Source organism: Micromonospora inaquosa (assembly GCF_003857055.1).
GTDB lineage: Bacteria > Actinomycetota > Actinomycetes > Mycobacteriales > Micromonosporaceae > Micromonospora > Micromonospora inaquosa.
Genome location: NZ_QGSZ01000141.1, coordinates 1 through 22,234, shown reverse-complemented (window position 1 = coordinate 22,234; position 22,234 = coordinate 1). Strand labels below are relative to the sequence as shown.

The 22,234-nt window shown below is 71.8% G+C and carries 20 protein-coding genes and 1 riboswitch; of the genes, 14 read left to right on the top strand and 6 right to left on the bottom strand.

What is annotated here, in order from left to right; all coding sequences use genetic code 11:
• Positions 1-72: 72 nt before the first annotated feature.
• The 4 genes from DLJ59_RS05525 (at position 73) to DLJ59_RS05510 (ending at position 5,339) form a co-directional block, all read left to right on the top strand.
• On the top strand, positions 73-2,457 hold the full coding sequence (locus tag DLJ59_RS05525) for a polyribonucleotide nucleotidyltransferase (protein WP_124771424.1): 2,385 nt from the start codon (positions 73-75) through the stop codon (positions 2,455-2,457).
• A 47-nt stretch (positions 2,458-2,504) separates the two neighbouring features.
• Complete coding sequence (locus tag DLJ59_RS05520; protein ID WP_124771423.1) at positions 2,505-3,932, top strand: M16 family metallopeptidase; 1,428 nt, start codon at positions 2,505-2,507, stop codon at positions 3,930-3,932.
• Between the two features lie 59 nt (positions 3,933-3,991).
• Entirely contained in the window at positions 3,992-4,759 is a 768-nt protein-coding gene (gene dapB / locus DLJ59_RS05515) for a 4-hydroxy-tetrahydrodipicolinate reductase (protein ID WP_124771422.1), read from the top strand.
• Positions 4,760-4,868: 109 nt separating this feature from the next.
• Positions 4,869-5,339, top strand: a complete 471-nt coding sequence (locus tag DLJ59_RS05510) for a GNAT family N-acetyltransferase (protein ID WP_124771421.1) — start codon at positions 4,869-4,871, stop codon at positions 5,337-5,339.
• On the opposite strand, the gene DLJ59_RS05505 is transcribed toward DLJ59_RS05510, so the two are convergent.
• Positions 5,328-5,918, bottom strand: coding sequence for a GNAT family N-acetyltransferase (locus DLJ59_RS05505; RefSeq protein ID WP_124771420.1), 591 nt, complete (start codon positions 5,916-5,918; stop codon positions 5,328-5,330). The two genes, DLJ59_RS05510 and DLJ59_RS05505, sit on opposite strands and share 12 nt — an antisense overlap.
• A 35-nt stretch (positions 5,919-5,953) precedes the next feature.
• On the opposite strand from DLJ59_RS05505, the gene DLJ59_RS05500 reads away from it, so the two are divergent.
• Positions 5,954-7,228 (top strand): glycosyltransferase 87 family protein, encoded by a 1,275-nt coding sequence (locus DLJ59_RS05500; RefSeq protein ID WP_124771419.1) that lies wholly within the window; start codon positions 5,954-5,956, stop codon positions 7,226-7,228.
• On the opposite strand, the gene DLJ59_RS05495 is transcribed toward DLJ59_RS05500, so the two are convergent.
• Positions 7,127-7,678 (bottom strand): GNAT family N-acetyltransferase, encoded by a 552-nt coding sequence (locus DLJ59_RS05495; protein ID WP_124771418.1) that lies wholly within the window; start codon positions 7,676-7,678, stop codon positions 7,127-7,129. The two genes, DLJ59_RS05500 and DLJ59_RS05495, sit on opposite strands and share 102 nt — an antisense overlap.
• A gap of 79 nt (positions 7,679-7,757) precedes the next feature.
• Here DLJ59_RS05495 and DLJ59_RS05490 point away from each other — a divergent pair, with 79 nt between their 5' ends.
• The 5 genes from DLJ59_RS05490 to DLJ59_RS05470 all read left to right on the top strand — a co-directional run bounded on the left by DLJ59_RS05490 (position 7,758) and on the right by DLJ59_RS05470 (position 13,355).
• Positions 7,758-8,987, top strand: coding sequence for a winged helix-turn-helix domain-containing protein (locus tag DLJ59_RS05490; RefSeq protein ID WP_124771417.1), 1,230 nt, complete (start codon positions 7,758-7,760; stop codon positions 8,985-8,987).
• Between the two features lie 61 nt (positions 8,988-9,048).
• Positions 9,049-9,657, top strand: a complete 609-nt coding sequence (locus DLJ59_RS05485; protein ID WP_124771435.1) for a DUF2752 domain-containing protein — start codon at positions 9,049-9,051, stop codon at positions 9,655-9,657.
• A gap of 242 nt (positions 9,658-9,899) precedes the next feature.
• Positions 9,900-10,640: an FAD-dependent thymidylate synthase gene (gene thyX / locus DLJ59_RS05480; protein WP_124771434.1), complete on the top strand. Its 741-nt coding sequence runs from the start codon at positions 9,900-9,902 to the stop codon at positions 10,638-10,640.
• Between the two features lie 47 nt (positions 10,641-10,687).
• Positions 10,688-11,614, top strand: coding sequence for a 4-hydroxy-tetrahydrodipicolinate synthase (gene dapA, locus DLJ59_RS05475; protein WP_124771416.1), 927 nt, complete (start codon positions 10,688-10,690; stop codon positions 11,612-11,614).
• Between the two features lie 52 nt (positions 11,615-11,666).
• Positions 11,667-13,355: a ribonuclease J gene (locus tag DLJ59_RS05470; protein ID WP_124771415.1), complete on the top strand. Its 1,689-nt coding sequence runs from the start codon at positions 11,667-11,669 to the stop codon at positions 13,353-13,355.
• Between the two features lie 62 nt (positions 13,356-13,417).
• Here DLJ59_RS05470 and DLJ59_RS05465 read toward each other — a convergent pair whose 3' ends face one another.
• Together DLJ59_RS05465 and DLJ59_RS05460 are read right to left on the bottom strand one after the other, a co-directional pair.
• A complete protein-coding gene (locus DLJ59_RS05465; protein WP_244235836.1) occupies positions 13,418-14,995 on the bottom strand; it encodes a type III secretion system chaperone family protein in 1,578 nt (525 codons plus the stop codon).
• Between the two features lie 77 nt (positions 14,996-15,072).
• Positions 15,073-15,552 (bottom strand): type III secretion system chaperone family protein, encoded by a 480-nt coding sequence (locus DLJ59_RS05460; RefSeq protein ID WP_124771413.1) that lies wholly within the window; start codon positions 15,550-15,552, stop codon positions 15,073-15,075.
• Between the two features lie 113 nt (positions 15,553-15,665).
• Between DLJ59_RS05460 and DLJ59_RS05455 the strand changes: the two genes are divergently transcribed.
• A complete protein-coding gene (locus tag DLJ59_RS05455; RefSeq protein WP_124771412.1) occupies positions 15,666-18,125 on the top strand; it encodes a DNA translocase FtsK in 2,460 nt (819 codons plus the stop codon).
• Between the two features lie 66 nt (positions 18,126-18,191).
• On the opposite strand, the gene DLJ59_RS05450 is transcribed toward DLJ59_RS05455, so the two are convergent.
• Together DLJ59_RS05450 and sugE are read right to left on the bottom strand one after the other, a co-directional pair.
• Complete coding sequence (locus DLJ59_RS05450) at positions 18,192-18,437, bottom strand: hypothetical protein (RefSeq protein ID WP_124771411.1); 246 nt, start codon at positions 18,435-18,437, stop codon at positions 18,192-18,194.
• An 81-nt stretch (positions 18,438-18,518) separates the two neighbouring features.
• Positions 18,519-18,833 (bottom strand): quaternary ammonium compound efflux SMR transporter SugE, encoded by a 315-nt coding sequence (sugE, locus tag DLJ59_RS05445; protein ID WP_124771410.1) that lies wholly within the window; start codon positions 18,831-18,833, stop codon positions 18,519-18,521.
• 62 nt (positions 18,834-18,895) lie between these two features.
• Positions 18,896-18,966: riboswitch (guanidine-III (ykkC-III) riboswitch) on the bottom strand.
• 92 nt (positions 18,967-19,058) lie between these two features.
• Between sugE and DLJ59_RS05440 the strand changes: the two genes are divergently transcribed.
• The 3 genes from DLJ59_RS05440 to pgsA form a co-directional block, all read left to right on the top strand.
• Entirely contained in the window at positions 19,059-19,982 is a 924-nt protein-coding gene (locus tag DLJ59_RS05440; RefSeq protein WP_124771409.1) for an ornithine cyclodeaminase family protein, read from the top strand.
• Between the two features lie 90 nt (positions 19,983-20,072).
• Positions 20,073-21,581 (top strand): 30S ribosomal protein S12 methylthiotransferase RimO, encoded by a 1,509-nt coding sequence (gene rimO, locus DLJ59_RS05435; protein WP_124771408.1) that lies wholly within the window; start codon positions 20,073-20,075, stop codon positions 21,579-21,581.
• A gap of 77 nt (positions 21,582-21,658) precedes the next feature.
• The coding region (gene pgsA / locus DLJ59_RS05430) for a CDP-diacylglycerol--glycerol-3-phosphate 3-phosphatidyltransferase (protein ID WP_124771407.1) at positions 21,659-22,234 on the top strand (576 nt) is incomplete at its 3' end.

The following is a 22,234-nucleotide window of genomic DNA, read 5'->3' as shown; positions in this document are numbered from 1 at the left end:
TCGATCGAAGACCGGCCGGCTGAGCAGCTCCCCGATGTCGTGGGCCCACGACGCGAAGGAGCACGACAGCACATGACCGAGACCAAACTCGGCACCGAATCCCGCACCGCCGTGATCGACAACGGGTCCTTCGGCACCCGCGAGATCACCTTCTCCACCGGTCGGCTGGCTCGCCAGGCCGCCGGTTCCGTCATCGCCCAGCTGGGCGAGACGGTGGTTCTCTCCGCCACGACCGCCGGTAAGCACCCGAAGGAGCAGTTCGACTTCTTCCCGCTGACCGTCGACGTCGAGGAGCGGATGTACGCCGCGGGCCGCATCCCCGGCTCGTTCTTCCGCCGTGAGGGTCGGCCCAGCGAGGACGCGATCCTCACCTGCCGGCTGATCGACCGGCCGCTGCGCCCGTCCTTCGTCAAGGGCCTGCGCAACGAGGTCCAGGTCGTCGAGACGATCCTGGCGCTCGACCCGCAGCACCCGTACGACGTCGTGGCGATCAACGCCGCCTCGATGTCGACCAAGCTGTCCGGCCTGCCGTTCTCCGGCCCGATCGGGGCGACCCGCGTCGCCCACATCGACGGCCAGTGGGTGGCCTTCCCGACCCTGGAGGAGCTGGCTCGCGCCACCTTCGACATGGTCGTGGCCGGCCGCACGCTCGAGGACGGCGACGTCGCGATCATGATGGTCGAGGCCGAGGCCACCCCGAACGCCGTCGCCCTCATCTCGGCCGGTGCCACCGCCCCGACCGAGGAGGTCGTCGCCAGCGGTCTGGAGGCCGCCAAGCCGGCGATCCGTGAGCTGTGCCGCGCGCAGAGCGAGCTGGCCGAGGTCGCCGCCAAGCCGGTCACCGAGTTCCCGGTCTTCCTGGACTACCAGGACGACGTCTACGACGCGGTCGCCGAGCTGGCCCGCGCCGAGGTGGCCGAGGCGATCACCATCGCCGGCAAGGCCGACCGCGAGGAGGCCCTGGACCGGGTCAAGGCCCGGGTCGCCGAGGAGCTGGGTGCTCGGTTCGAGGGTCGGGAGAAGGAGCTCAGCGCTGCCTTCCGGTCGCTGACCAAGTCCGAGGTGCGCAACCGCGTGCTGCGCGAGCAGGTCCGCATGGACGGGCGTGGCCCGCGGGACATCCGGGCGCTGACCGCCGAGGTCGGCGTGCTGCCCCGGGTGCACGGTTCGGCGCTGTTCGAGCGGGGCGAGACCCAGATCCTGGGCGTCACCACGCTGAACATGCTCCGCATGGAGCAGATGGTGGACACGCTCTCCCCGGAGAACCGCAAGCGCTACATGCACAACTACAACTTCCCGCCGTACTCGACCGGTGAGACCGGCCGGGTCGGCTCGCCGAAGCGTCGCGAGATCGGCCACGGCGCTCTCGCCGAGCGTGCGCTGATCCCGGTGCTGCCGTCGCGCGAGGAGTTCCCGTACGCCATCCGGCAGGTCTCCGAGGCGCTCGGCTCCAACGGCTCCACCTCGATGGGTTCGGTCTGCGCCTCGACGCTGGGCCTGCTCTCCGCGGGTGTCCCGCTGAAGGCGCCGGTCGCCGGCATCGCGATGGGCCTCATCTCCGACGAGGTGGACGGCAAGACCCAGTACGTGACGCTGACCGACATCCTCGGTGCCGAGGACGCGTTCGGTGACATGGACTTCAAGGTCGCCGGCACTCCGGAGTTCGTCACCGCGCTGCAGCTCGACACCAAGCTCAACGGCATCCCGTCGGACGTGCTGGCTGCCGCGCTGCAGCAGGCGAACGAGGCCCGGCAGATCATCCTCGGCGTGATGAAGGCGGCGATCGAGGCTCCGGCCGAGATGTCCGACTACGCGCCGCGGGTCACCACCGTCAAGATCCCGGTGGACAAGATCGGCATGGTGATCGGCCCGAAGGGGCAGACCATCAACGCGATCCAGGACGAGACCGGCGCCGAGATCTCCATCGAGGACGACGGCACGATCTACGTCGGCGCCACCAACGGCCCGTCGGCCCAGGCGGCCGTCGACCGGATCAACGGCATCGCCAACCCGACGCTGCCGAAGCAGGGCGAGCGGTTCCTCGGCACGGTGGTCAAGACCGCCGCGTTCGGTGCGTTCATCTCGCTCCTGCCGGGCCGTGACGGCCTGCTGCACATCTCCAAGGTGGGCGACGGCAAGCGGGTCGAGCGGGTTGAGGACTTCCTCAACGTCGGTGACCGGGTCGAGGTCGAGATCGCGGACATCGACGCCCGCGGCAAGATCTACCTCGACAAGGTTCGCCCGGAGGGCACCGAGGCTCCGGCCGCCGGTGAGGCCGCCGCTGGCGACCGGCCGGCTGGTCGGGACCGGGGCGACCGAGCTCCGCGTGACCGTGGGGACCGTGAGCGCGGCGCCGACCGTGGCGGGCGTGGCCCGGAGCGCGGCGGCGAGGGCGGTAACGGCGGCGAGGGTGGCGAGGGCGGCGAGCGTCCGCGTCGTCGGACCCGGCACAGCTGATCGTCGTACCTCGCAACACCCACCCCTCGTCGAACCGGGAGCACCACGTGAGTCGGGCCTTCAGCGCGCCGTTTCCACCGGATCGACGGGGGGTGGCCTCGACTGGCTGGCAAGCCGGTGAGTCGAGTCGAGCCCGGGGCACCGGGGCGGGCCGCTCCGGCGGCACCGCCCGCGCGGTGACCCGGACGCTCAGCGACGACCCGCTGGGCGGCACGGTACGACGTACCGTGCTGCCCAGCGGCCTGCGCGTCCTCACCGAGGCGATCCCGGCGATGCGCAGCGTCTCGTTCGGCATCTGGGTGGCGGTTGGCTCGCGCGACGAGACCGGCCCGCAGGCCGGTGCCGCGCACTTCCTTGAGCACCTGCTCTTCAAGGGCACCCACAAGCGCACCGCTTTGGAGATCTCCTCGCAGATCGAAGCGGTGGGTGGTGAGACCAACGCCTTCACCACGAAGGAATACACCTGCTACTACGCGCGGGTGCTGGACGAGGACCTGCCGCTGGCGATCGACGTGATGTGCGACCTGGTCGCCGACTCGCTGTTGGAGCCGGCCGACGTCGAAACCGAGCGTGGCGTGATCCTGGAAGAGATCGCCATGCACGACGACGAGCCGGGTGACGAGGTGCACGATCTCTTCGTCCAGGCCGTCTACGGCGATCACCCGCTGGGTCGGCTGATCTCCGGCACCGCGGAGACCGTCACCCCGATGACCCGCCGGCAGATCCAGAGCTTCTACCGGGGTCGCTACACCGCGCCGCAGATCGTCATCGCCGCCGCCGGCAACCTGGATCACGCCGCGGTGGTCAAGCTGGTCCGTCAGGCCGTGCGCGGCACCCCGCTGGACAGCGACCCGGCCAGCCCGGCACCGCACCGCGCGGCGACCCCGGCGGTACGCACCAAGCCGGCGACCACGGTGGTGGAGCCGAAGGAGACCGAGCAGGCGCACGTCATCCTCGGCTGCACCGGCATCGACCGGCTCGACGACCGACGGTTCGCCCTCGGGGTGCTCAACAACGTGCTCGGCGGCGGCATGTCCAGCCGCCTGTTCCAGGAGATCCGCGAGCAGCGCGGCCTCGCGTACTCGGTCTACTCGTACGCCAGCCAGTACGCCGACAGCGGCCTGTTCGCCGTCTACGCCGGCTGTGCGCCGGGCAAGGTGGATGAGGTGCTGGCCCTGACCCGCGCCGAGCTGGCCCGGGTGGCCGCCGACGGGTTGACCGAGGCCGAGGTGGCCCGGGGCAAGGGGATGAGCAAGGGTTCCTTCGTGCTCGGCCTGGAGGACACCGGCTCCCGGATGAGCCGGCTGGCCAAGGGCGAGCTGCTCTACGGTGACCTGATGCCCGTCGACGAGTTGCTCCGCCGGGTCGACGAGGTCAGCGTGGAGGACGTGAACGTCCTCGCCGCCGAGCTGCTCAGTCGGCCGATGTCACTGGCCGTGGTAGGCCCGTTCGGCGCTGGCGACTTCGCGGTCTGAGGTCTGTCGCTGCCGGTCCCACCGGAGGGGCGCGTCCCGATTGGGATAGGTTGTGCCCCGTGACTGACGAGCAGGAGAAGACCCCGGCCGGGCCGCTGCGGGTCGGCGTGTTTGGTGCGCGCGGCCGGATGGGCATCGAGGTCTGCAAGGCCGTCGAGGCCGCCGACGACCTCACCCTGGCGGCGTCGGTCGACCAGGGCGACAGCCGCGCGGCCGTCTCCACCGCCGAGGTGGTCGTCGACTTCACCACGCCGGACGTCGTCATGGACAACCTCCAGTGGTGCATCGAGCAGGGCATCAGCGCGGTGGTCGGCACGACCGGCTTCACCGAGCAGCGGTTGGAGCAGGTGCGCGGCTGGTTGGCCGACAGGCCCGAGGTGGGTGTGGTGATCGCCCCGAACTTCGGCATCGGCGCGGTGCTGATGATGCAGTTCGCCGCGCGTGCCGCCCGACACTTCGAGTCCGTCGAGATCATCGAGCAGCACCACCCGCGCAAGCTGGACGCCCCGAGCGGCACCGCCACCCACACCGCCCGGCAGATCGCCCGGGCCCGCGCGGAGGCCGGTCTCGGCCCGGTGCCGGACGCCACCAAGGACGAGGTGCCGGGTGCGCGCGGCGCCGAGATCGACGGGGTACGCGTCCACGCGGTTCGCGCCACCGGCCTGGTCGCCCACCAGGAGGTGCTCTTCGGCGGCACCGGCGAGACGCTGACCATCCGGCACGACTCGTACGACCGGGTGTCGTTCATGCCGGGCGTGCTGCTGGCCGTCCGCGCGGTGCGCAACCGCCCCGGGCTCACCGTCGGCCTGGACGCCCTGCTCGACTGACGACCCGGGTCCTTCCGCCCCGTTGCTGAAGCAGATCGTGGACAGTTGCCGTTCCGCGCGGACGGAAACTGACCAAGATCTGTTGACGCGGACCGGGTAGCATCCGCCGATGATCGATGGTGGACATCTGGACCGTGTCGGTCGACCGGTCACCCTGCGCCCGGTTGACGACGACAACTGGCGGGCGGTGGCCGATGTCGCCCCGCGCGACGACCAGCGCCGGTTCGTGGCCGCGCTGGGCGCGCGTTACCTGCTGCTCAGCATGCGCTCCGGGGTGTGGACCTCGCTCGCGGTGTACGCCGACGAGACCGTTGTCGGCCACGTGATGTGGGGCGTGGACGACGATGGCTCGCACTGGATCGGCGGAATGCTCATCGACGCCGCCGAGCAGGGCCGGGGCGTTGGCCGAGCCACCGTGCAGACCCTGGCCACCTGGCTGGGTGCCAAGGACGGCAACCCACCGGTTCGCCTCTCCTACCACCCGGACAACACCCACGCCGCCACCCTCTACGGCTCGCTGGGCTTCCAACCGACGGGCGCCATGGACGACGACGAACTGATTGCCGAACTACTCCTGTGACTCCCCGCTCACCGGCTCCGACGGCACGCCCACGTGCAGGCGGACCTGGGGGACCAGCATGTCGTCCACGTCAAGGGCGCGGGCCGCGCCGTCGGGCTCCCACCCGGTGCTGGTGAGGAACTTGCGGGTCGCCTCGTCAGCGTCGAACGCCCAGGCGACCGCCCTGCTCAGGCCGTCCTCCCGCCACAGGTCGACGGCGGCGGCGAGCAGCCGGCTACCGTGCCCCCGCCGGCCCCAACGCGGCTCGACCAGCAGGTCGGTCACCGCCGCCACGTCCGGGCCGAGCGCGTCGGCCGGCTCGCCCGGCGCCAATGCCTCCCCGTCGGCCGGACCGGAGGCGGCGAACCCCACCAGATACGATTGCTCGGCCTGTTCGACGGCGACCAGCACCCGGTGCGCGCTTGAGGGCGGCTCCAGCACGGCGGCGCTCCACCGCCGGGCGAGGAACGCCTCGTCCAGGTTGTCGAGCACATGCCGAGGCAGGATCCGACGGTAAGCGACCCGCCAGGTCGCGAGTTGGATGCGTGCGATCTCGCCGGCGTCCTCGGGACGCGCCGGGCGGACGTACCCGAGAGCCATGGGACGGAAGCCTACGCAGGGCGAGGGAGACGACGGTGGCGCAGGGTGCCAACAGGACAACCGCGCAGGTCGTCGGGGTGGTGGTGCTCGCTGCGGCGGTCACCGGGTTCCTCGCCGTCGCGGCCGTCCGGCACGGGTTCTTCGACCTGAAGGTCTACTACGGCGCGTTGACCTGGTGGGTGCACGACGGCGGGGAGATCTACGACTACCTCAAGCCGGGCACCCAGTACGGCTTCACCTATCCGCCGTTCGCGGCACTGGTCATGCTGCCGATGGCGTACCTGCCGTGGTCGGCCGTGATCGTGGTGAGCGTGCTCGCCAGCGTGGCGACCACCACGGTGCTGATCTGGTGGCTGGTCGACCCGATCGCCCGCCGCGCCGGCTGGACCCGCTGGTTCGCCCTCGCCGTGGCGCTCTGCCTGGCCGCCGCGTTCGAGCCGTTGCGGGAGACGGTCAACTTCGGCCAGGTCAACACGCTGCTGCTCTTCCTGGTGGCGGTGGACCTGTTGCGGCTGCTGCCGGCCGGCAACCGGTGGACCGGGGTCGGCATCGGCCTCGCCACGGCGATCAAACTGACCCCGGGCGTGTTCATCGTCTACCTGCTGGTGACCGGGCGTTGGCGGGCGGCGCTCACCGCCAGCGGCACGGCCGCCGGGGTGTCGTTGCTGGCCGCCGCGCTCTTCCCGGACGCGTCGCGGGAGTTCTGGACCGAGGCGCTGTGGAACACCGGGCGGGTGGGTGAGTTGGCGTTCGTCTCCAACCAGTCGCTGCGCGGGGTGGTCGCCCGGCTCGACCCGGAGCACCCGAGCACCCTGCTGTGGCTGCTGCTGGTGCTCGGCACCCTGGCACTCTGGGCCTGGCGGTCCCGGGCCGCCGTCGCGGCCGGCGACGAGGCGACCGGTCTGGCACTGACCGGTGCGGTGATGTGCCTGGTCAGCCCGGTCACCTGGGTGCATCACCTGGTCTGGCTGCTGCCCGCGTTGATCCTTTTGGTCGACAACGCGATGGCCGCGCCGGCCGGCCGCCGACGGCAGGTCCTGCTGGTCGCCGCGACCATCGGGTACGTGCTGCTGATCAGCCGGACCGTCTGGTTCTGGGAGAAGGACTTCACCGGCGTCGACGGCTTCCTGGGCAGCAACGCCTACGTGTGGATCAGCCTGGCGCTGCTGGCCTTCCTGCCGATCCGCCGGTGGCTGACGCCGCGCGGTTCAGCGGTCGAGGCGTCCGGCGTACCGCAGCTCGACCAGCCCGACCGGCGGGCCCCCGCCGGCCAGCGGCACCTGATAGGTCGACCGCTCACCGTCCGGTGAGAGGCCGGCCCGTTCGCAGAACCGACGGGCCCGCCGGTTGTCCGCCAGCACCCACGCCCGGTACCCGGCCCAGCCGCGTTCGGTGAGCCCGCTCCGGGCGGCGTCCAGCAACGCGGCGGCGGTCCCGTCGCCCCAGCGGGCCGGCTCCACGTAGAGCGCCACCACCTCGCCGACCGTCGGGTCCAGGTCGTCGCGGTCCTGGTTGCGGCGGTACGGCCCGAAGGTGGTGAAGCCCACCACCAACCCGTCCACCTCGCCGAGCAGGGTGGTGAACGGGTGCTCCGGATCGGCGGTGCCGACGTCGCGACGACGTTGCGCCCAGGCGACCACGTTGAGCCGCCCGAGCACCTCGTCCGGCATGAAGCCGGCATAGCCCGCCTGCCAGCCGTGCACGTGCACCCGGGCGACCGCCTCGGCGTCGTCCGGCTCCTCCCGACGGATGGTCAGCATTGCACCGTTCTATGCCTCGTTGGTCGTCACGTCCAGCTTCCCGCACCGGCGTCGTACCGATGAATTAAGGTCGCCGACGATGACCACACCGGAATCACTCTCGCTCGCCCAGGCCCGGCGTGTAGCGCTCGCCGCCCAGGGCTTCGCCGACCCGGCGCCGACGGGCGTGCCCACCCGTCGGCACCTGCGGCGCGTGCTGGGCCGGGTCGGGCTGATCCAGATGGACTCGGTCAACGTGCTGCAACGCGCGCACTACCTGCCGCTCTACAGCCGACTCGGGCCGTACCCGACCACGTTGCTCGACCAGGCCGCCTACCGGCGCCCACGGGAGTTGTTCGAATACTGGGGCCACGAGGCTTCGCTGGTCCCGGTCGAGTTGCACCCGTTGCTGCGCTGGCGGATGGCCCGCGCGCACAGCGAATCCTGGGGCGGCATGCGACGGATCGCCCAGGAGCAGCCGGAGTTGGTCGCCTGGGTCCGCGACGAGGTGGCCGCCCGAGGCCCGCTGACCGCCGCCGAGATCGAGCACGACGCACCCCGGGAGACCGGCAACTGGGGGTGGAACTGGTCGGCGGTCAAGCGGGCGTTGGAGTTCCTGTTCTGGGCCGGGGAGGTGACCGCCGCCGAGCGCAGCACCTCGTTCGCCCGCCGCTACGACCTGCCCGAGCGGGTGCTGCCCGCGGCGGTGCTGGCCGCGCCGACGCCGAGCGACGCCGAGGCGTACCGCACGCTGATGGCCCTCGCCGCGCGGTCGCTCGGGGTGGCCGCCGAGCCGGAGCTACGCGACTACTTCCGGTTGCCGCTGGCCGGCGCCCGGCAGGCCGTCGCGGAGTTGGCCGAGGCCGGTGAGCTGGTGCCGGTCACCGTGGCCGGCTGGCGACAGCCGGCGTGGCTGCACACGTCCGCCCGGTTGCCCCGGTGGGTGCGGGGAAACACGCTGGTCAGCCCCTTCGATCCGTTGATCTGGGAACGTGCCCGCACCGAGCGGCTGTTCGACTTCAGCTACCGGATCGAGATCTACGTCCCGGCGCCACAGCGGGTCTACGGCTACTACGTGTTGCCGTTCCTGCAGGGCGACCGGTTCACCGCCCGGGTCGACCTCAAGGCCGACCGCAAGGCGGGGGTGCTGCTGGTGCCGGCCGCCTGGCTCGAACCCGGCGCTGACCCGGGGGAGACCGCGGTGGCGCTCGCCGCCGAGCTGTACCGGCTGGCCGGCTGGCTCGGCCTGGACGCGGTGGCACCGCCCGTGGCCGGCGACCTGGCCGGTCCGCTCACCGCCGCGTTGGCCGGCGTGTCCGGTGTACCGTGAGCGCGTGACGAGCGTTCCCGGATCGGCCGACCAACCGCAGCCCGCCCCCGGGGCGGTCCACCTGGCGCCGGCCGACGGTGCGGGTCCTGAGGGCTTCGGTCCGGGCGGTGCGGGTCCAGGCGGCTTCGGTCCCGGCGGCGCGGGTCCTGAGGGCTTCGGTCCCGGCGGTGCGGGTCCGGAGGGTTGGCCGACGACTTCGGCGGTTGGCTACTCGGCGCCTGAGCCGGATCGGATCACCCGGTTCGTGCTGCGGTTCTACGAACGGTCTCCGCGCTGGGTTGTGCCGCTGGCCGCGCTCGGCTGCGTCGCCGTCGGCATGAGCTACGCGCTGCTCAGCAATCCGACCCACGCCGACGCGGATGCTTCGCCCACCTGTCTGCTCAAGTTGACCACCGGGCTGGACTGCCCGGGCTGTGGTGGCACCCGCGCACTCTGGTACGTGCTGCACGGCGACCTGCCGGCCGCCGCGCGGCACCACTTCCTCTTCATCTTCGCGTTGCCGTTCCTCGCGTACCTCTTCGTCGCGTGGGCGGGAAGCCAGGCGTTCGGTTGGCGACTGCCCGAGCTGCGGATCAGTTCGAAGGTCATCGGTGGTTTCCTGGCCGCGTGGCTGGCCTTCTCGGTGCTCCGCAACCTGCCCTGGGCGCCGTTCAGCTCGCTCTACGTCTGACCGCGTCCTCGCCCGAGCTGCCGTCGCCCGCCACCCCATGATCGACTCGATATGCAGGAAACGGGGTCATCCACCCGACCCGGACACCCCGACTTTCAGGAACCCGAGTTGACCACCCCGTGGGCAGCCGGACACCGCCCGGAACGGCGGGCTGTGCCCTGCCCGAGTGATCGACATTGCACGGGGCGCGCCTGAGTTGGGCCGGCCGGCACCGCACCACTAGAGTCCCAGGAATGCCGGACATGGTGCAGCCCCAGGTCAAGTTGATCGCGTGGACCCAATTCGCGGCCCCGGACGACGTGCCGTGGTCGACCGACGCGGAGGGTGGCCAGGCGCTCGCCGAGTTCGCCGGCCGGGCCTGCTACCAGTCGTGGAAGAAGCCGAACCCGGCGACCGCCACCAACGCCGGCTACCTGGCGCACATCCTCGAGGTCGGGCACCTGTCGGTGCTGGAGCACGGCTCGGTGACCTTCTACTTCACCGGGGTGTCCCGCTCCTTCACCCACGAGCTGATCCGGCACCGGCACTTCTCGTACTCCCAGCTGTCCCAGCGCTACGTCCCGGAGCGGGACGCGGCCATGGTCGAGCCGGCGGTCATCGCCGACGACCCGGAGTTGCACAAGAAGTTCGTGGAGGCGGCCGAGGCGAGCGTTCGGGCGTACACCGAGTTGCTGGAGGGCCTGGAGCAGCGCTTCACCGACGAGCCGAACCCGACGCTGCGCCGCAAGCAGGCCCGGCAGGCGGCCCGGGCGGTGCTGCCCAACGCCACCGAGACCCGGATCGTGGTCTCCGGCAACTACCGGGCCTGGCGGCACTTCATCGCGATGCGGGCCACCGAGCATGCCGATGTGGAGATCCGTGAGCTGGCCGTGGAGTGCCTGCGCCAGTTGCAGGGTGTCGCCCCGAACGTGTTCGCCGACTTCGTGATCTCCACGCTGCCGGACGGCACCGAAGTGGCGGCCAGCCCGCACGAGGCGTCCTGAGCCCTTCCCCGGCGGGCCCCGGCTGGTCGTCCGCTAGGTTGGAGGGTATGACGCACGACCACCTCGACGCCGCGTCCCGCCCGGCGTCCCGCCCTTTCGGCCGGCTTCTCACAGCCATGGTGACCCCGTTCACCCCGGACGGTTCCCTCGATCTCGACGGCGCCGCCCGGCTGGCCAGCCACCTGGTCGACGAGCAGGGCAACGACGCGCTGGTGGTCAACGGCACCACCGGTGAGTCGCCGACCACCACCGACGCGGAGAAGGAACACCTGATCCGGGCAGTGGTGGAGGCCGTCGGTGACCGCGCCAAGGTGGTCACGGGCGTCGGCACCAACGACACCCGGCACACCATCGAGCTGGCCGCCGCCGCCGAGAAGGCGGGCGCGCACGGCCTGCTGGTGGTCACCCCGTACTACAACAAGCCGCCGCAGAGCGGGTTGCTGCGCCACTTCACCGCGGTGGCCGACGCCACCGGCCTGCCGGTGATGCTGTACGACATTCCGCACCGCTCCGCCGTGCCGATCGACACCGAGACGCTGGTCCGGCTCGCCGAGCACGGTCGGATCGTCGCGGTCAAGGACGCCAAGGGCGACCTGACCGCCACCAGCTGGGTCACCAGCCGGACCACCCTCGCCTTCTACAGCGGCGAGGACGCGCTCACCCTGCCGGCGCTGGCCGTCGGCAGCGTGGGCGTGGTCGGCACCTCGACGCACTTCACCGGGGCGCTGACCGCACAGATGATCGAGGCGTACGACGCGGGGGACATGCCGGCCGCGCTGGCCCTGCACCGGCGGCTGCTGCCGCTGTTCACCGGCATCTTCCGTACCCAGGGCGCGATCCTGGTGAAGGCGGGCCTGGCATCGCTGGGCCTGCCGGCCGGCCCGGTGCGACCCCCGCTCGTGGACGCCACCGACGACGAGATCGCCCAGCTGCGCGCGGACTTCGCGGCAGCGGGCCTGGAGCTGCCCGAATGAACGAACGAAACGATGGACGTCGAGTAACGGCGTCGCAGAACGAGGTGGACGCGTGACCGAGGCGCACATCGAGGCGGAACTACCCCCGCCGCTGCCGGAGGGCGGCTTGCGGATCATCCCGCTCGGCGGGCTCGGCGCCATCGGCCGGAACATGACCGTCTTCGAGTTCGACGGCAAGTTGCTGATCGTCGACTGCGGGGTGCTCTTCCCCGACGTCGAGCAGCCCGGTGTGGACCTGATCCTGCCCGACTTCGGCCCGATCCTGGACCGGCTCGCCGACGTCCAGGCGATCGTGCTGACGCACGGCCACGAGGACCACATCGGCGCGGTGCCGTACCTGCTCGCCCACAAGCCCGACATCCCGCTGGTCGGCTCACAGTTCACCCTCGCCCTGGTCGAGGCGAAGTTGGCCGAGCGGCGGATCCAGCCGTACACGCTGACCGTGCGGGAGGGTGGCCGCGAGCGGCTCGGCCCGTTCGAGTGTGAGTTCTTCGCTGTCAACCACTCGATCCCGGACGCCCTCGCGGTGGCCATCCGCACCCCCGCCGGCCTGGTGCTGCACACCGGCGACTTCAAGATGGACCAGCTTCCCCTGGACGGTCGGATCACCGACCTGGCCGGTTTCGCCCGGCTCGGTGCCGAAGGCGTCGACCTGCTGCTGTCCGACTCCACCAACGCGGAGATCCCCGGTTTCGTCACCCCGGAGCGGGAGATCGGGCCGGTGCTCGACTCGATCTTCGCGAAGGCCACGGGTCGGATCATCGTGGCGTCGTTCGCCTCGCACGTGCACCGCGTGCAGCAGGTCTTCGACTCCGCCGCCGAGCACGGCCGCAAGGTCGCGCTGATCGGCCGGTCCATGGTCCGCAACATGGGCATCGCCCGGGACCTCGGCCTGCTCAACATCCCGGCCGGGCTGGTCATCGGGATCGAGGAGGCGACCACGCTGCCGCCGGAGCAGATCGTGTTGATGTCCACCGGTTCCCAGGGTGAGCCGATGAGCGCGCTGGGCCGGATGGCCAGCGGCGATCACCGGCACATCACCATCGCCCCCGGTGACACCGTCGTGCTGGCCTCCTCGCTGGTGCCCGGCAACGAGACCTCGGTCTACCGGGTGATCAACCGGCTCGCGAGGGCCGGCGCGGTGGTCGTGCACAAGGACGTGGCCAAGGTGCACGTCTCCGGGCACGCCCCCGCCGGGGAACTGCTCTACCTGCTCAACGTGGTCCGGCCCAGCAACCTGATGCCCGTGCACGGCGAGTGGCGTCACCTGCGCGCCCACGCCCGGCTCGGCATCGAATCCGGGGTCGCCGCCGACCGGGTGGTGCTCTGCGAGGACGGCGACGTGGTCGACCTGGTCGAGGGCCGCGCCAGCCTGGTCGGGCGCGTGAAGAGCCGGTACGTCTACGTGGACGGCCTTGCCGTCGGTGATGTCAGCGAGTCGCTGCTCACCGAACGGCGGATCCTCGGTGACGGCGGTTTCATCGCCACCACGGTTGTCGTCGACTCGGTCACCGGCAAGGTGGTCGCCGGCCCGACGCTCTCCGCGAAGGGCTTCTCCGAGGACCCGGAGGCGTTCAACCCGGTGGTGCCGCTGGTCACCGAGGCTCTCAACCGGGCCGCGGCGGACGGCATCACCGACCCGCACCAGCTCCAGCAGATCGTCCGGCGCACCGTGGGGCGGTGGGTCAACGACAAGTACCGTCGTCGGCCGATGATCGTGCCCACCGTCGTCGAGGTCTGAGCGACTCCCGCTGACGCCGGTCCACCCGAACGGGGTGGGCCGGCGTCGCCGCGTCCGGGGGGTCAGGGCAGCGCGGAGACCGCCTCGGCGTACGCGACGCCGGTGGCGATGGCGGCGTCCACCAGCACCATGAGCTGCGCCGGGGCCACCCCGTGCGTCAGGTCGGTGGCCACGTCGCCGGCCAGCACCAGCTCGTCGCCGAGGTGGTGCGCGTACGCCTTGGGCAGCAGCCGGTCGTGGTTCCACGCGTTGCAGAAGGCGTACGCCTCGGCGAGGCGGGTCGTCGGCAGTCGGCGGGCGGCCATGACGCGGGCGTGCAGCACCTCACCGCGCTCACCGGCCCGCCGGAACTGGATCACCGCGCTGCCCCAGCGACCGACCACCGTGTCGTCCTGCTGCACGAGGTACTGCTCGCCGCGCCGGTGCAGCACCTCGGTGATCATCTTGACGGACAGTGTCGCCAGTTCCTGCTCCGCCAACCCGAGCCCGTCGTCGAACCCGTCGTGCTCGTCGGGTCCGTCAGGTGTGTCGTCGCTGGGCAGGGGGACCGGTGCCGCGAGTGGGCGCTCGGCCAACCAGGCGGCCATCCGTCCGGAGTGGTGCCCGGTGCCGTTGCGGGCGTCGAAGCTGCCGGCCAACTCGCCGGCCATCCCGAGCAGCAGCGCACCGAGGGTGGCCACGTCCAACTCGGTGGCCGTCCGCTCGCCGTACGCCGGGCGGGGCATCGTCTGCCCGCCCAGCCCCGCCTCGACGGCCAGCGCGCAGAGCAGTGCCCCGGCGGCGGCGAACTCCATGGCGGCGAGATCGTCGGTCGGCTGGTCCAACCGGGGTAGCTGCTCGGCCAGAATGGCCAGCCCGCGTTCCAGGTGCCCGCCCAGCGCGCAGAACCGCAGGTGCGCGGCGAGGTGCGGGAATGCCGCCCGCTCGCGTCGGTGCCGGCGGTACGCCCGCACGTGTGCCGCCGCCGCCCGCGTCGGCTCGCCGGTACGCAGTGCCGGCAGCAGACCGGCGACCAGGTCCCGTTCGGGCTGGTCGGTGCAGGATCGCCGATCGCCGTCGCCGTCGGCTTCGGTGAGCTCGGTGAGCGCGGCGGTCCACTCGCCCCAGCTGGCCAGCAGCTCGGCGCGCCGGGCCGAGGCGCAGCCCGGGCAGCCGCCGGCCGGACCGGGCCGCTTTCCGGCCCATTGCTCGTACCAGTGCCGGGCGGTGGGCTCGTCGCCCAGGTGATCGGCGATCCGGCAGTGCAGCTCCGCGACGGTCGGTGTGTCCGGGCCGTCCGCACCGACGCGGTGGGCCAGGTCGTGCAGCAGAGACCGGGTCTGGTCCAGCCCGACCCGGGGGGTGCCGAGCAGCGCCTCCACCGCGTACCGCTGGTAGCGCAGCAGCAGCCAGGCCTCCGGGTCGGTGAGCAGGTCGGGTCGATGGTCGGCGGCGGCTCGGCAGCGCCGGACCGGCTCGACCAGCCGCCACCGCTCCCCGTGCAACAGGTACGCCTCGATCAACGCGAACCGCGCCTCCATCCCGGACCGCACGTCGCCGGCCGCGTCGGCGCGTTCGGCCAGCCGTTCCAGGGCCACCTGCCGGGCCGGGCCGTCGGGGAGGTCCCGGGCGTCGGCGAGCGCCGCCTCCAACGCTGGCACCCGGAACCGGGCGAGGCGGTCACCAGGGCCGGTGGGCGGTGTGCCGGTGCGACTGCCGGTGAACTCGTCCCGGCCGGTCACGACGGCACCGCGCCGGGCAGTCGACGGACCGCCACGGCCAGCTGGCAGCCGGCGGAGATGCCACAGTCGAGCAGTTGGTCGAGCTGATGGGGGGTCACTCCGCGTTCCAGATCGGTGATCACCTCTCCGTACACCCGGGCTCGACCGTCGTCGTCGACGTGCACGAACGCCTTCGGCCAGAGCCGGTCGTGGTTCCAGGAGTTGCAGAACGCGTACAGGTCGGGCACCCGTTCGATGCCGAAGGTCGGATTGACCATGGTGCGGATCTGGAACAGCTCCCCGTCGCCGCCGACGCGAAGGAACCAGATCATGTTGTCGTCGAAGTGGCCCACCAGCTCGCCGTCCGGGGTCAGGCCGACGGAACGGCCACGGGCGGCGAGCACCGCGGCGACCAGTTCGCCGGTCAGCGGACGCAGTGCGCCAGGGTGCCCGGCCAGCGGATCGTCCGGATCGCCCGCGATTTCCGGCGACGCCATGGGGCATCCCTTCTGAGGCGGATATCACGACCGGCGGCGGGGTTCGTGTTACGACGCGCGGACACGACCCGGAAAAGCGGGGTTCTGCCCGGCCCCACCGTTACCGTGACTCTATGGCGGGCCGTACCTCTCAAGCGAGCCGGCGGCGCGGCGCGTCGCCGCGCGGTGGCACTAACAGTCGTGCCCGTCAGCCAGCGAAGAAGACCACGCGGGCTCCGGTCCGACGTCGCACCACGCCGCCCCGGCCCGGCCCGGCGGTCTACGTCGGCCGTGCGGTGGGCGCACTGTGGATGGGGCTGGCGCACGGGATGGGCTGGGCCGTGCGCGCCGCCGGCCGGCAGGCCGCCTCGGCCCGTGACCTCGACCCGGAGCACCGCCGTGACGGTGCCGGGCTGCTGATGTTCGGGCTCGCCCTGCTCTCCGCCGTGGCGCTCTGGCTGTCCGGAGCGGGGCCGGTGGGGGCGCGACTGGCCGACACGGTCCGGCTGTTCCTGGGCGCGATCTCGGTGGTCGTACCGGTGCTGCTGATGATCGGGGCATGGCGGCTGATGCGTCAGCCGGCCGACCCGGCGCACCGGGGTCGAGGGCTGATCGGCTGGGGTTCGCTGCTGGTGTCGACCGCCGCGCTGCTCCAGATCGGCCAGGACCCGGCCAACCCCCTGCAACGTGACTTCGCCGGCGGCCTGGTCGGCGCGGGCGTCGGTGGGTTGTTGGAGCGGGCGGTGACCGCCTGGGTGGCGGTGCCGCTGCTCATTCTGCTGCTGCTCTTCGGCCTGCTCGTGGTGACCGCCACGCCGATCAACAAGGTTCCCGAGCGGCTGGGCCTGCTCGCCGGCGGGCTGGTGGGCACACCGGAGGCGGGCGAGGAGGCGGACGAGCCGGCCGCCAAGCCGGCCCGTAAGCGGCCGGCGAAGCGGATGCCCCCACCACTGGACCCGGACGACTTCGAGGACCTGGACGGCGCGGACCTCCAGGAAACCATGGTGCTGCCGCGCAAGTCTCCGGCGAAGGTGCCGGCGAGTCGCAAGCCGCCGGCTGAGCCGCCGGAGCACTCGCCCGCCCCGACCCGGGCCGAGCAGCTCGCGTTGACCGGGCTGGCCGGGGACTACACCCTGCCACCGGCCAACATGCTCAGTGCCGGGGCCGCCGCGAAGACCCGCAGCAAGGCCAACGACGAGGTGATCGCCGCGCTGACCGGCGTGTTCGACCAGTTCGATGTGGACGCGGCGGTCACCGGCTTCACCCGTGGCCCGACCGTCACCCGTTACGAGGTGGAGTTGGGCCACGGCGTCAAGGTTGAGCGGATCACCCAGTTGTCCCGCAACATCGCGTACGCGGTGAAGTCGCCGGACGTCCGCATCCTCAGCCCGATCCCGGGCAAGAGCGCCGTGGGTGTGGAGATCCCGAACACCGACCCGGAGAACGTGGCTCTCGGCGACGTGCTGCGCTCGCGGGCGGCGACCAGCGATCACCACCCGATGGTGGTGGCGCTCGGTAAGGACATCGAGGGCGGCTACGTGGTGGCCAACCTCGCGAAGATGCCGCACATCCTGATCGCCGGCGCCACCGGCGCGGGCAAGTCGAGCTGCCTCAACACCCTGCTGGTGTCCATCCTCACCCGGGCCACCCCGGACGAGGTCCGGCTGCTGCTGATCGACCCGAAGCGGGTCGAGATGACCGGCTACGAGGGCATCCCGCACCTGGTCACGCCGATCGTGACCAATGCCAAGAAGGCGGCCGACTCGCTGGACTGGGTGGTCCGCGAGATGGACATGCGCTACGACGACCTCGCCGCCAACGGGGTACGGCACATCGACGACTTCAACCGCAAGGTCCGCAACGGCGAGATCAAGGCGCCGCCGGGCAGCGAACGCGAGATGCGGCCGTACCCGTACCTGTTGGTGATCGTGGATGAGTTGGCCGACCTGATGATGGTCGCGCCGCGCGACGTGGAGGATTCGGTCGTCCGGATCACCCAGTTGGCCCGGGCCGCCGGTATCCACCTGGTGCTGGCCACCCAGCGTCCCTCGGTCGACGTGGTGACCGGTCTGATCAAGGCGAACGTGCCGTCCCGGCTGGCGTTCGCCACCTCGTCCCTGGCGGACTCCCGGGTCATCCTCGACCAGCCGGGCGCGGAGAAGCTGCTCGGCCGTGGTGACGGGCTCTTCCTGCCGATGGGCGCCTCCAAGCCGGTGCGCATCCAGGGCGCCTGGGTCACCGAGCGCGAGATCGCCGACGTGGTGAAGTTCTGCAAGGACCAGCGGGAGCCGGAGTTCCGCAAGGACGTGCTGGCCCCGGCGCAGGAGAGCAAGAAGAAGATCGACGAGGACATCGGCGACGACCTGGACCTGTTGGTGCAGGCGGTGGAGCTGGTGGTCACCTCGCAGTTCGGCTCGACCTCGATGCTCCAGCGCAAGCTGCGGGTGGGTTTCGCCAAGGCCGGTCGCCTGATGGACCTGATGGAGACCCGGGGAGTGGTCGGGCCGTCCGAGGGGTCGAAGGCGCGCGACGTGCTGGTCAAGCCGGACGAGCTGGACGAGGTCCTGGCCGGCCTGCGCGGCGACGGGGACTGACCGACAGCCGACCCCGGACGCACGACGGGCCCGCCGGTATCCGGCGGGCCCGTGACGGGGAAGCGGTCAGTTGTTGATCAACGCACCGATGATCACCAGGCTGATGATCGCGGCGACGACGCTCGCGACGGCGGCGTACCAACCCAGCGGCTTGTCACCCAGCACCGCGCCGACGACGCCAGCGATGACGCCCAGCACGCCGAAGATGATCGGGTTGAGTAGCAGGGCCAGGACCGCGAAGACGAAGCCCACGATGGTGAGGATGCGGGCGGCGCTGCTGCGGGGACGGGCGGTGCTCGGCATGTCGGCCATGTCTTCCTCCGGTTGAGAGCCTGTCGTGACGAATCGATCACTACCCACTGTGGGCGTACGTCACGCCTGCCGACGGGTGCCTCAGTGGAAGATCTTCAACCCGATCACGCCCGCGACCACCAGCAGCAGGCAGAGGATCCGGGGGAGGCTCGCCGACTCGCCGAGCGCCAGCATCCCGACCAGCGCGGTGCCGACCGCGCCGATGCCGACCCAGACCGCGTAGCCGGTGCCGACGGGGATGTCCCGGAGCGCGTACGACAGCCCGGCCATGCTCAGCAGCAGGGTCACCACGAACAGCACGGACGGGACCAGCCGGCTGAAACCGGCGCTGCGGTCCAGGGCGATCGCCCAGGCCGTCTCCAGCAGTCCTGAGATCACCAGCACGAGCCAGGCCATCGTTCACCTCACCGGGAAGGGCCCGGGGCTGCCGCGCCGGGACGAGTCGAGTCTGCACGTCACGCGGGGCGTCTTGGCCTGACCGGGTACGCCCACCACTCGTCCGGAGCGGCCACGAGCATCCGGCCGCCGATGCCGACGCTAGCACCGACCCCAGCGGGGTGGCGGTGACCACCGCCACGGTCCATTGACCTCTACCTGACTTCAACTTGCAGTATCGCCATCATGACCATGCTCTACGCCGACCCCGAGGTCGCCGCCGCGCTGGACGCCGCCACCACGGTCGACGCCATGCGCGCCGCCCTCCTGGCCGCGTACGAGGGACGCCTGATCGCGCCACCCCGGGCCGCCGCACCACTGAGCGGCGGCCGGATGGTGCTCACCGCCGGGCACCTCGTCGACGAGTGGTACGGCTTCCGCTCGTACGACACCTTCGGCCACCCGCAGGGCGAGCAACTGGTGGTGCTGCACGACGCCCGGACCGGGGCGATCCGGGCGGTCGCGGTCGGCGAGGAACTGGGCTCCCGTCGTACCGGCGGGTTGGGGGGTGTCGCCGTCGACGCGCTGGCCCGGCCCGACGCCGCCACCCTCGGGGTGATCGGCTCCGGCCGGCAGGCGTGGACCCAGGTCTGGGCCGCCGCCGCGGTCCGCCCGTTGCGCGAGGTGGTGGTGTACAGCCGGTCCGCCGCACGCCGGGAGGCCTTCGCCGCCCGGGTCCGTGGCGAACTGGGCGTGCCGGCCCGCGCGGTGGCCGACCCGGGCTCGGCCGTCGCCGGGCGGGACCTGGTGGTGCTGGCCACCACCAGCCCGACCCCGGTGCTCTGCGCCGCCGACCTCAGCCCCGGCACACACGTCAACGCGGTCGGCTTCAAGCAACGCGACCGCAGCGAGTTCGGCACCGACCTGCTGGACACCGCCGACCTGCTGGTCACCGACTCGCCGGCCCAGGCGGCCGACTACCAGCCGGCGATGCTCGCGGCCACACCCCCGTACGCCGGGCGGTTGCGCGACCTGGGCGGCATCCTGGCCGGCGCGGTCCCCGGTCGGACCAGCGCGGACCAGCTCTCCGTCTTCTGTTCCACCGGCCTGGCCGGCACCGAGGTCTTCCTGCTCGACGCGCTGACCCGCGTGGCCGCCGCGGCGCGCTGACCGGCGGACGGGGCGGGGCCTACCGAAATGGTGTCGACCATCTCCGCAGCCCGCGTGCGTGGGCTCACCCGGCCGGCCCGGTACCCTCGGATGGTGTCTGCCACCTCTCCTTCTCCCGCTGATCACGTCGAGGGCCGTCGCGTCGCCCTGCTGACCCTGGGCTGTGCCCGCAACGAGGTCGACTCGGAGGAGCTGGCCGCCCGCCTGCACGCCGACGGCTGGCAGGTGACCACCGACGGCGAGGGCGCCGACGTGGTGGTGGTCAACACCTGCGGTTTCGTGGAGAAGGCCAAGCAGGATTCGATCCAGACCCTGCTCGCCGCCGCCGGAACGGGTGCCAAGGTGGTCGCCGCGGGCTGCATGGCCGAGCGGTACGGCCGGGAGCTGGCCGACAGCCTGCCCGAGGCGCAGGCGGTGCTGAGCTTCGACGACTACCCGGACATCGCCGCCCGATTGAACGCCGTCGTCGCCGGCGAGCAGATCACCGCGCACACCCCCCGGGACCGACGCGAGCTGCTCCCGTTGACTCCGGTGCAGCGCCGCGACAGCGGGGTGTCGCTGCCCGGCCACGGCACCGTGACCCGCACCCCCACCGACACCGACGAGCACACCCCGGCACACCTGCGCCAGGTGCTGCGCCGGCGGCTCGACACCGGCCCGGTGGCCTCCCTGAAACTGGCCAGCGGCTGCGACCGCCGCTGCGCGTTCTGCGCCATCCCGGCCTTCCGGGGGGCCTTCGTCTCGCGTACCCCGGATGAGCTGCTCGCCGAGGCGGAGTGGCTGGCCAAGTCCGGCGTACGGGAGCTGGTGCTGGTCAGCGAGAACTCCACCTCCTACGGCAAGGACCTGGGTGACCCCCGCGCCCTGGAGAAGCTGCTGCCGCAGCTCGCCGCGGTGACCGGCATCGTCCGGGTGCGGGCCAGCTACCTTCAGCCGGCTGAGACCCGGCCGGGGCTGGTCGAGGCGATCGCCACCACCCCGGGCGTGGCACCGTACTTCGACCTGTCGTTCCAGCACTCCAGTGAGCCGGTGCTGCGCCGGATGCGGCGTTTCGGCTCGACCGACCGGTTCCTGGAGCTGCTGGCCAGTGCCCGCGCCCTGGCCCCGGACGCGGGTGCCCGGAGCAACTTCATCGTCGGTTTCCCCGGCGAGACCCGCGCCGACGTCGACGAGCTGGTCCGGTTCCTGACCGAGGCCCGGCTCGACGCGATCGGCATGTTCGACTACAGCGACGAGGACGGCACCGAGGCCGCCGGCCTGCCCGGCAAGGTCTCCGCCGCGACGATCAAGCGGCGCTACGACCGGCTCAGCGCGCTCGCCGACGAGCTCTGCTCGCAGCGGGCCGAGGATCGGCTCGGCTCGACCGTCGAGGTGCTGGTCGACTCGATCGAGGACGGTGTGGTGGAGGGCCGGGCGGCCCACCAGGCGCCGGAGGTCGACGGCTCCACCACCCTGGTCGCCCCGGTCGAGGGCGGGGTCGACCTGGCCGCGCTGCGCCCGGGCGATCTGGTACGTGCAACTGTGACCGGCACCGAAGGGGTGGACCTGCTCGCTGTGCCGGATGAGATGATCTCGGCGGCGCCCGGCGCGGCACGGTGACGGCGGGCCCGAGCGGAGCGGGGGACCCAGGTGGTGCGGTGCCGGGAACGCCACGGCGGCCCGAGCGGAGTGCGGCGGTGACCGGGGCGACGGAGTCGACGCCCGGCCGGGTGGTGGCCGTGGTGCCCGTCGTCAACGCGGCAAACGCGCTGACCGCCCTGCGGCTGGTGCTGGTGCCGGTCTTCGCCGCCTCGGTGATCATGTCCGGGATGACCCACGCCGGTTGGCGGATGGCGGCCTGCCTGATCTTCGCGGTGGCCTCGGCGACCGATCTGGTGGACGGCTGGATCGCCCGCCGCTTCGGTCTGGTCACCTCGGTCGGCAAGGTGGCCGACCCGATCGCCGACAAGGCGCTCACCGGTGCGGCGCTGGTGCTGCTCTCCTGGTACGACCAACTGCCCTGGTGGGTGACCGCGCTGATCCTCGTCCGCGAGCTGGGTATCACCGGGCTGCGGTTCTGGGTGATCCGGCACGGCGTGATCGCCGCCAGCCGAGGCGGCAAGGTCAAGACGGCGCTCCAGATCCTGGCCATCGCCTGGTACCTCTGGCCGATGCCGGCCGCGCTCGCCACCGTCGGCCCTTGGATCATGGCCGCCGCCGTCCTGGTCACGGTCGCCACCGGCTTCGACTACATAGCTCAAGCCCTCCGCCTC

Excerpts from the sequence above, each read along its gene's own strand:
- dapA (WP_124771416.1), top strand. The coding sequence starts at position 10,688 with ATGACGCACGACCACCTCGACGCCGCGTCCCGCCCGGCGTCCCGCCCT.
- DLJ59_RS05495 (WP_124771418.1), bottom strand. The coding sequence starts at position 7,678 with ATGCTGACCATCCGTCGGGAGGAGCCGGACGACGCCGAGGCGGTCGCC.
- DLJ59_RS05440 (WP_124771409.1), top strand. The coding sequence starts at position 19,059 with ATGACCATGCTCTACGCCGACCCCGAGGTCGCCGCCGCGCTGGACGCC.
- DLJ59_RS05510 (WP_124771421.1), top strand. The coding sequence starts at position 4,869 with ATGATCGATGGTGGACATCTGGACCGTGTCGGTCGACCGGTCACCCTG.
- thyX (WP_124771434.1), top strand. The coding sequence starts at position 9,900 with ATGGTGCAGCCCCAGGTCAAGTTGATCGCGTGGACCCAATTCGCGGCC.
- DLJ59_RS05455 (WP_124771412.1), top strand. The coding sequence starts at position 15,666 with ATGGCGGGCCGTACCTCTCAAGCGAGCCGGCGGCGCGGCGCGTCGCCG.
- DLJ59_RS05490 (WP_124771417.1), top strand. The coding sequence starts at position 7,758 with ATGACCACACCGGAATCACTCTCGCTCGCCCAGGCCCGGCGTGTAGCG.
- DLJ59_RS05505 (WP_124771420.1), bottom strand. The coding sequence starts at position 5,918 with ATGGCTCTCGGGTACGTCCGCCCGGCGCGTCCCGAGGACGCCGGCGAG.
- DLJ59_RS05525 (WP_124771424.1), top strand. The coding sequence starts at position 73 with ATGACCGAGACCAAACTCGGCACCGAATCCCGCACCGCCGTGATCGAC.
- sugE (WP_124771410.1), bottom strand. The coding sequence starts at position 18,833 with ATGGCCTGGCTCGTGCTGGTGATCTCAGGACTGCTGGAGACGGCCTGG.
- DLJ59_RS05460 (WP_124771413.1), bottom strand. The coding sequence starts at position 15,552 with ATGGCGTCGCCGGAAATCGCGGGCGATCCGGACGATCCGCTGGCCGGG.
- rimO (WP_124771408.1), top strand. The coding sequence starts at position 20,073 with ATGGTGTCTGCCACCTCTCCTTCTCCCGCTGATCACGTCGAGGGCCGT.
- DLJ59_RS05450 (WP_124771411.1), bottom strand. The coding sequence starts at position 18,437 with ATGGCCGACATGCCGAGCACCGCCCGTCCCCGCAGCAGCGCCGCCCGC.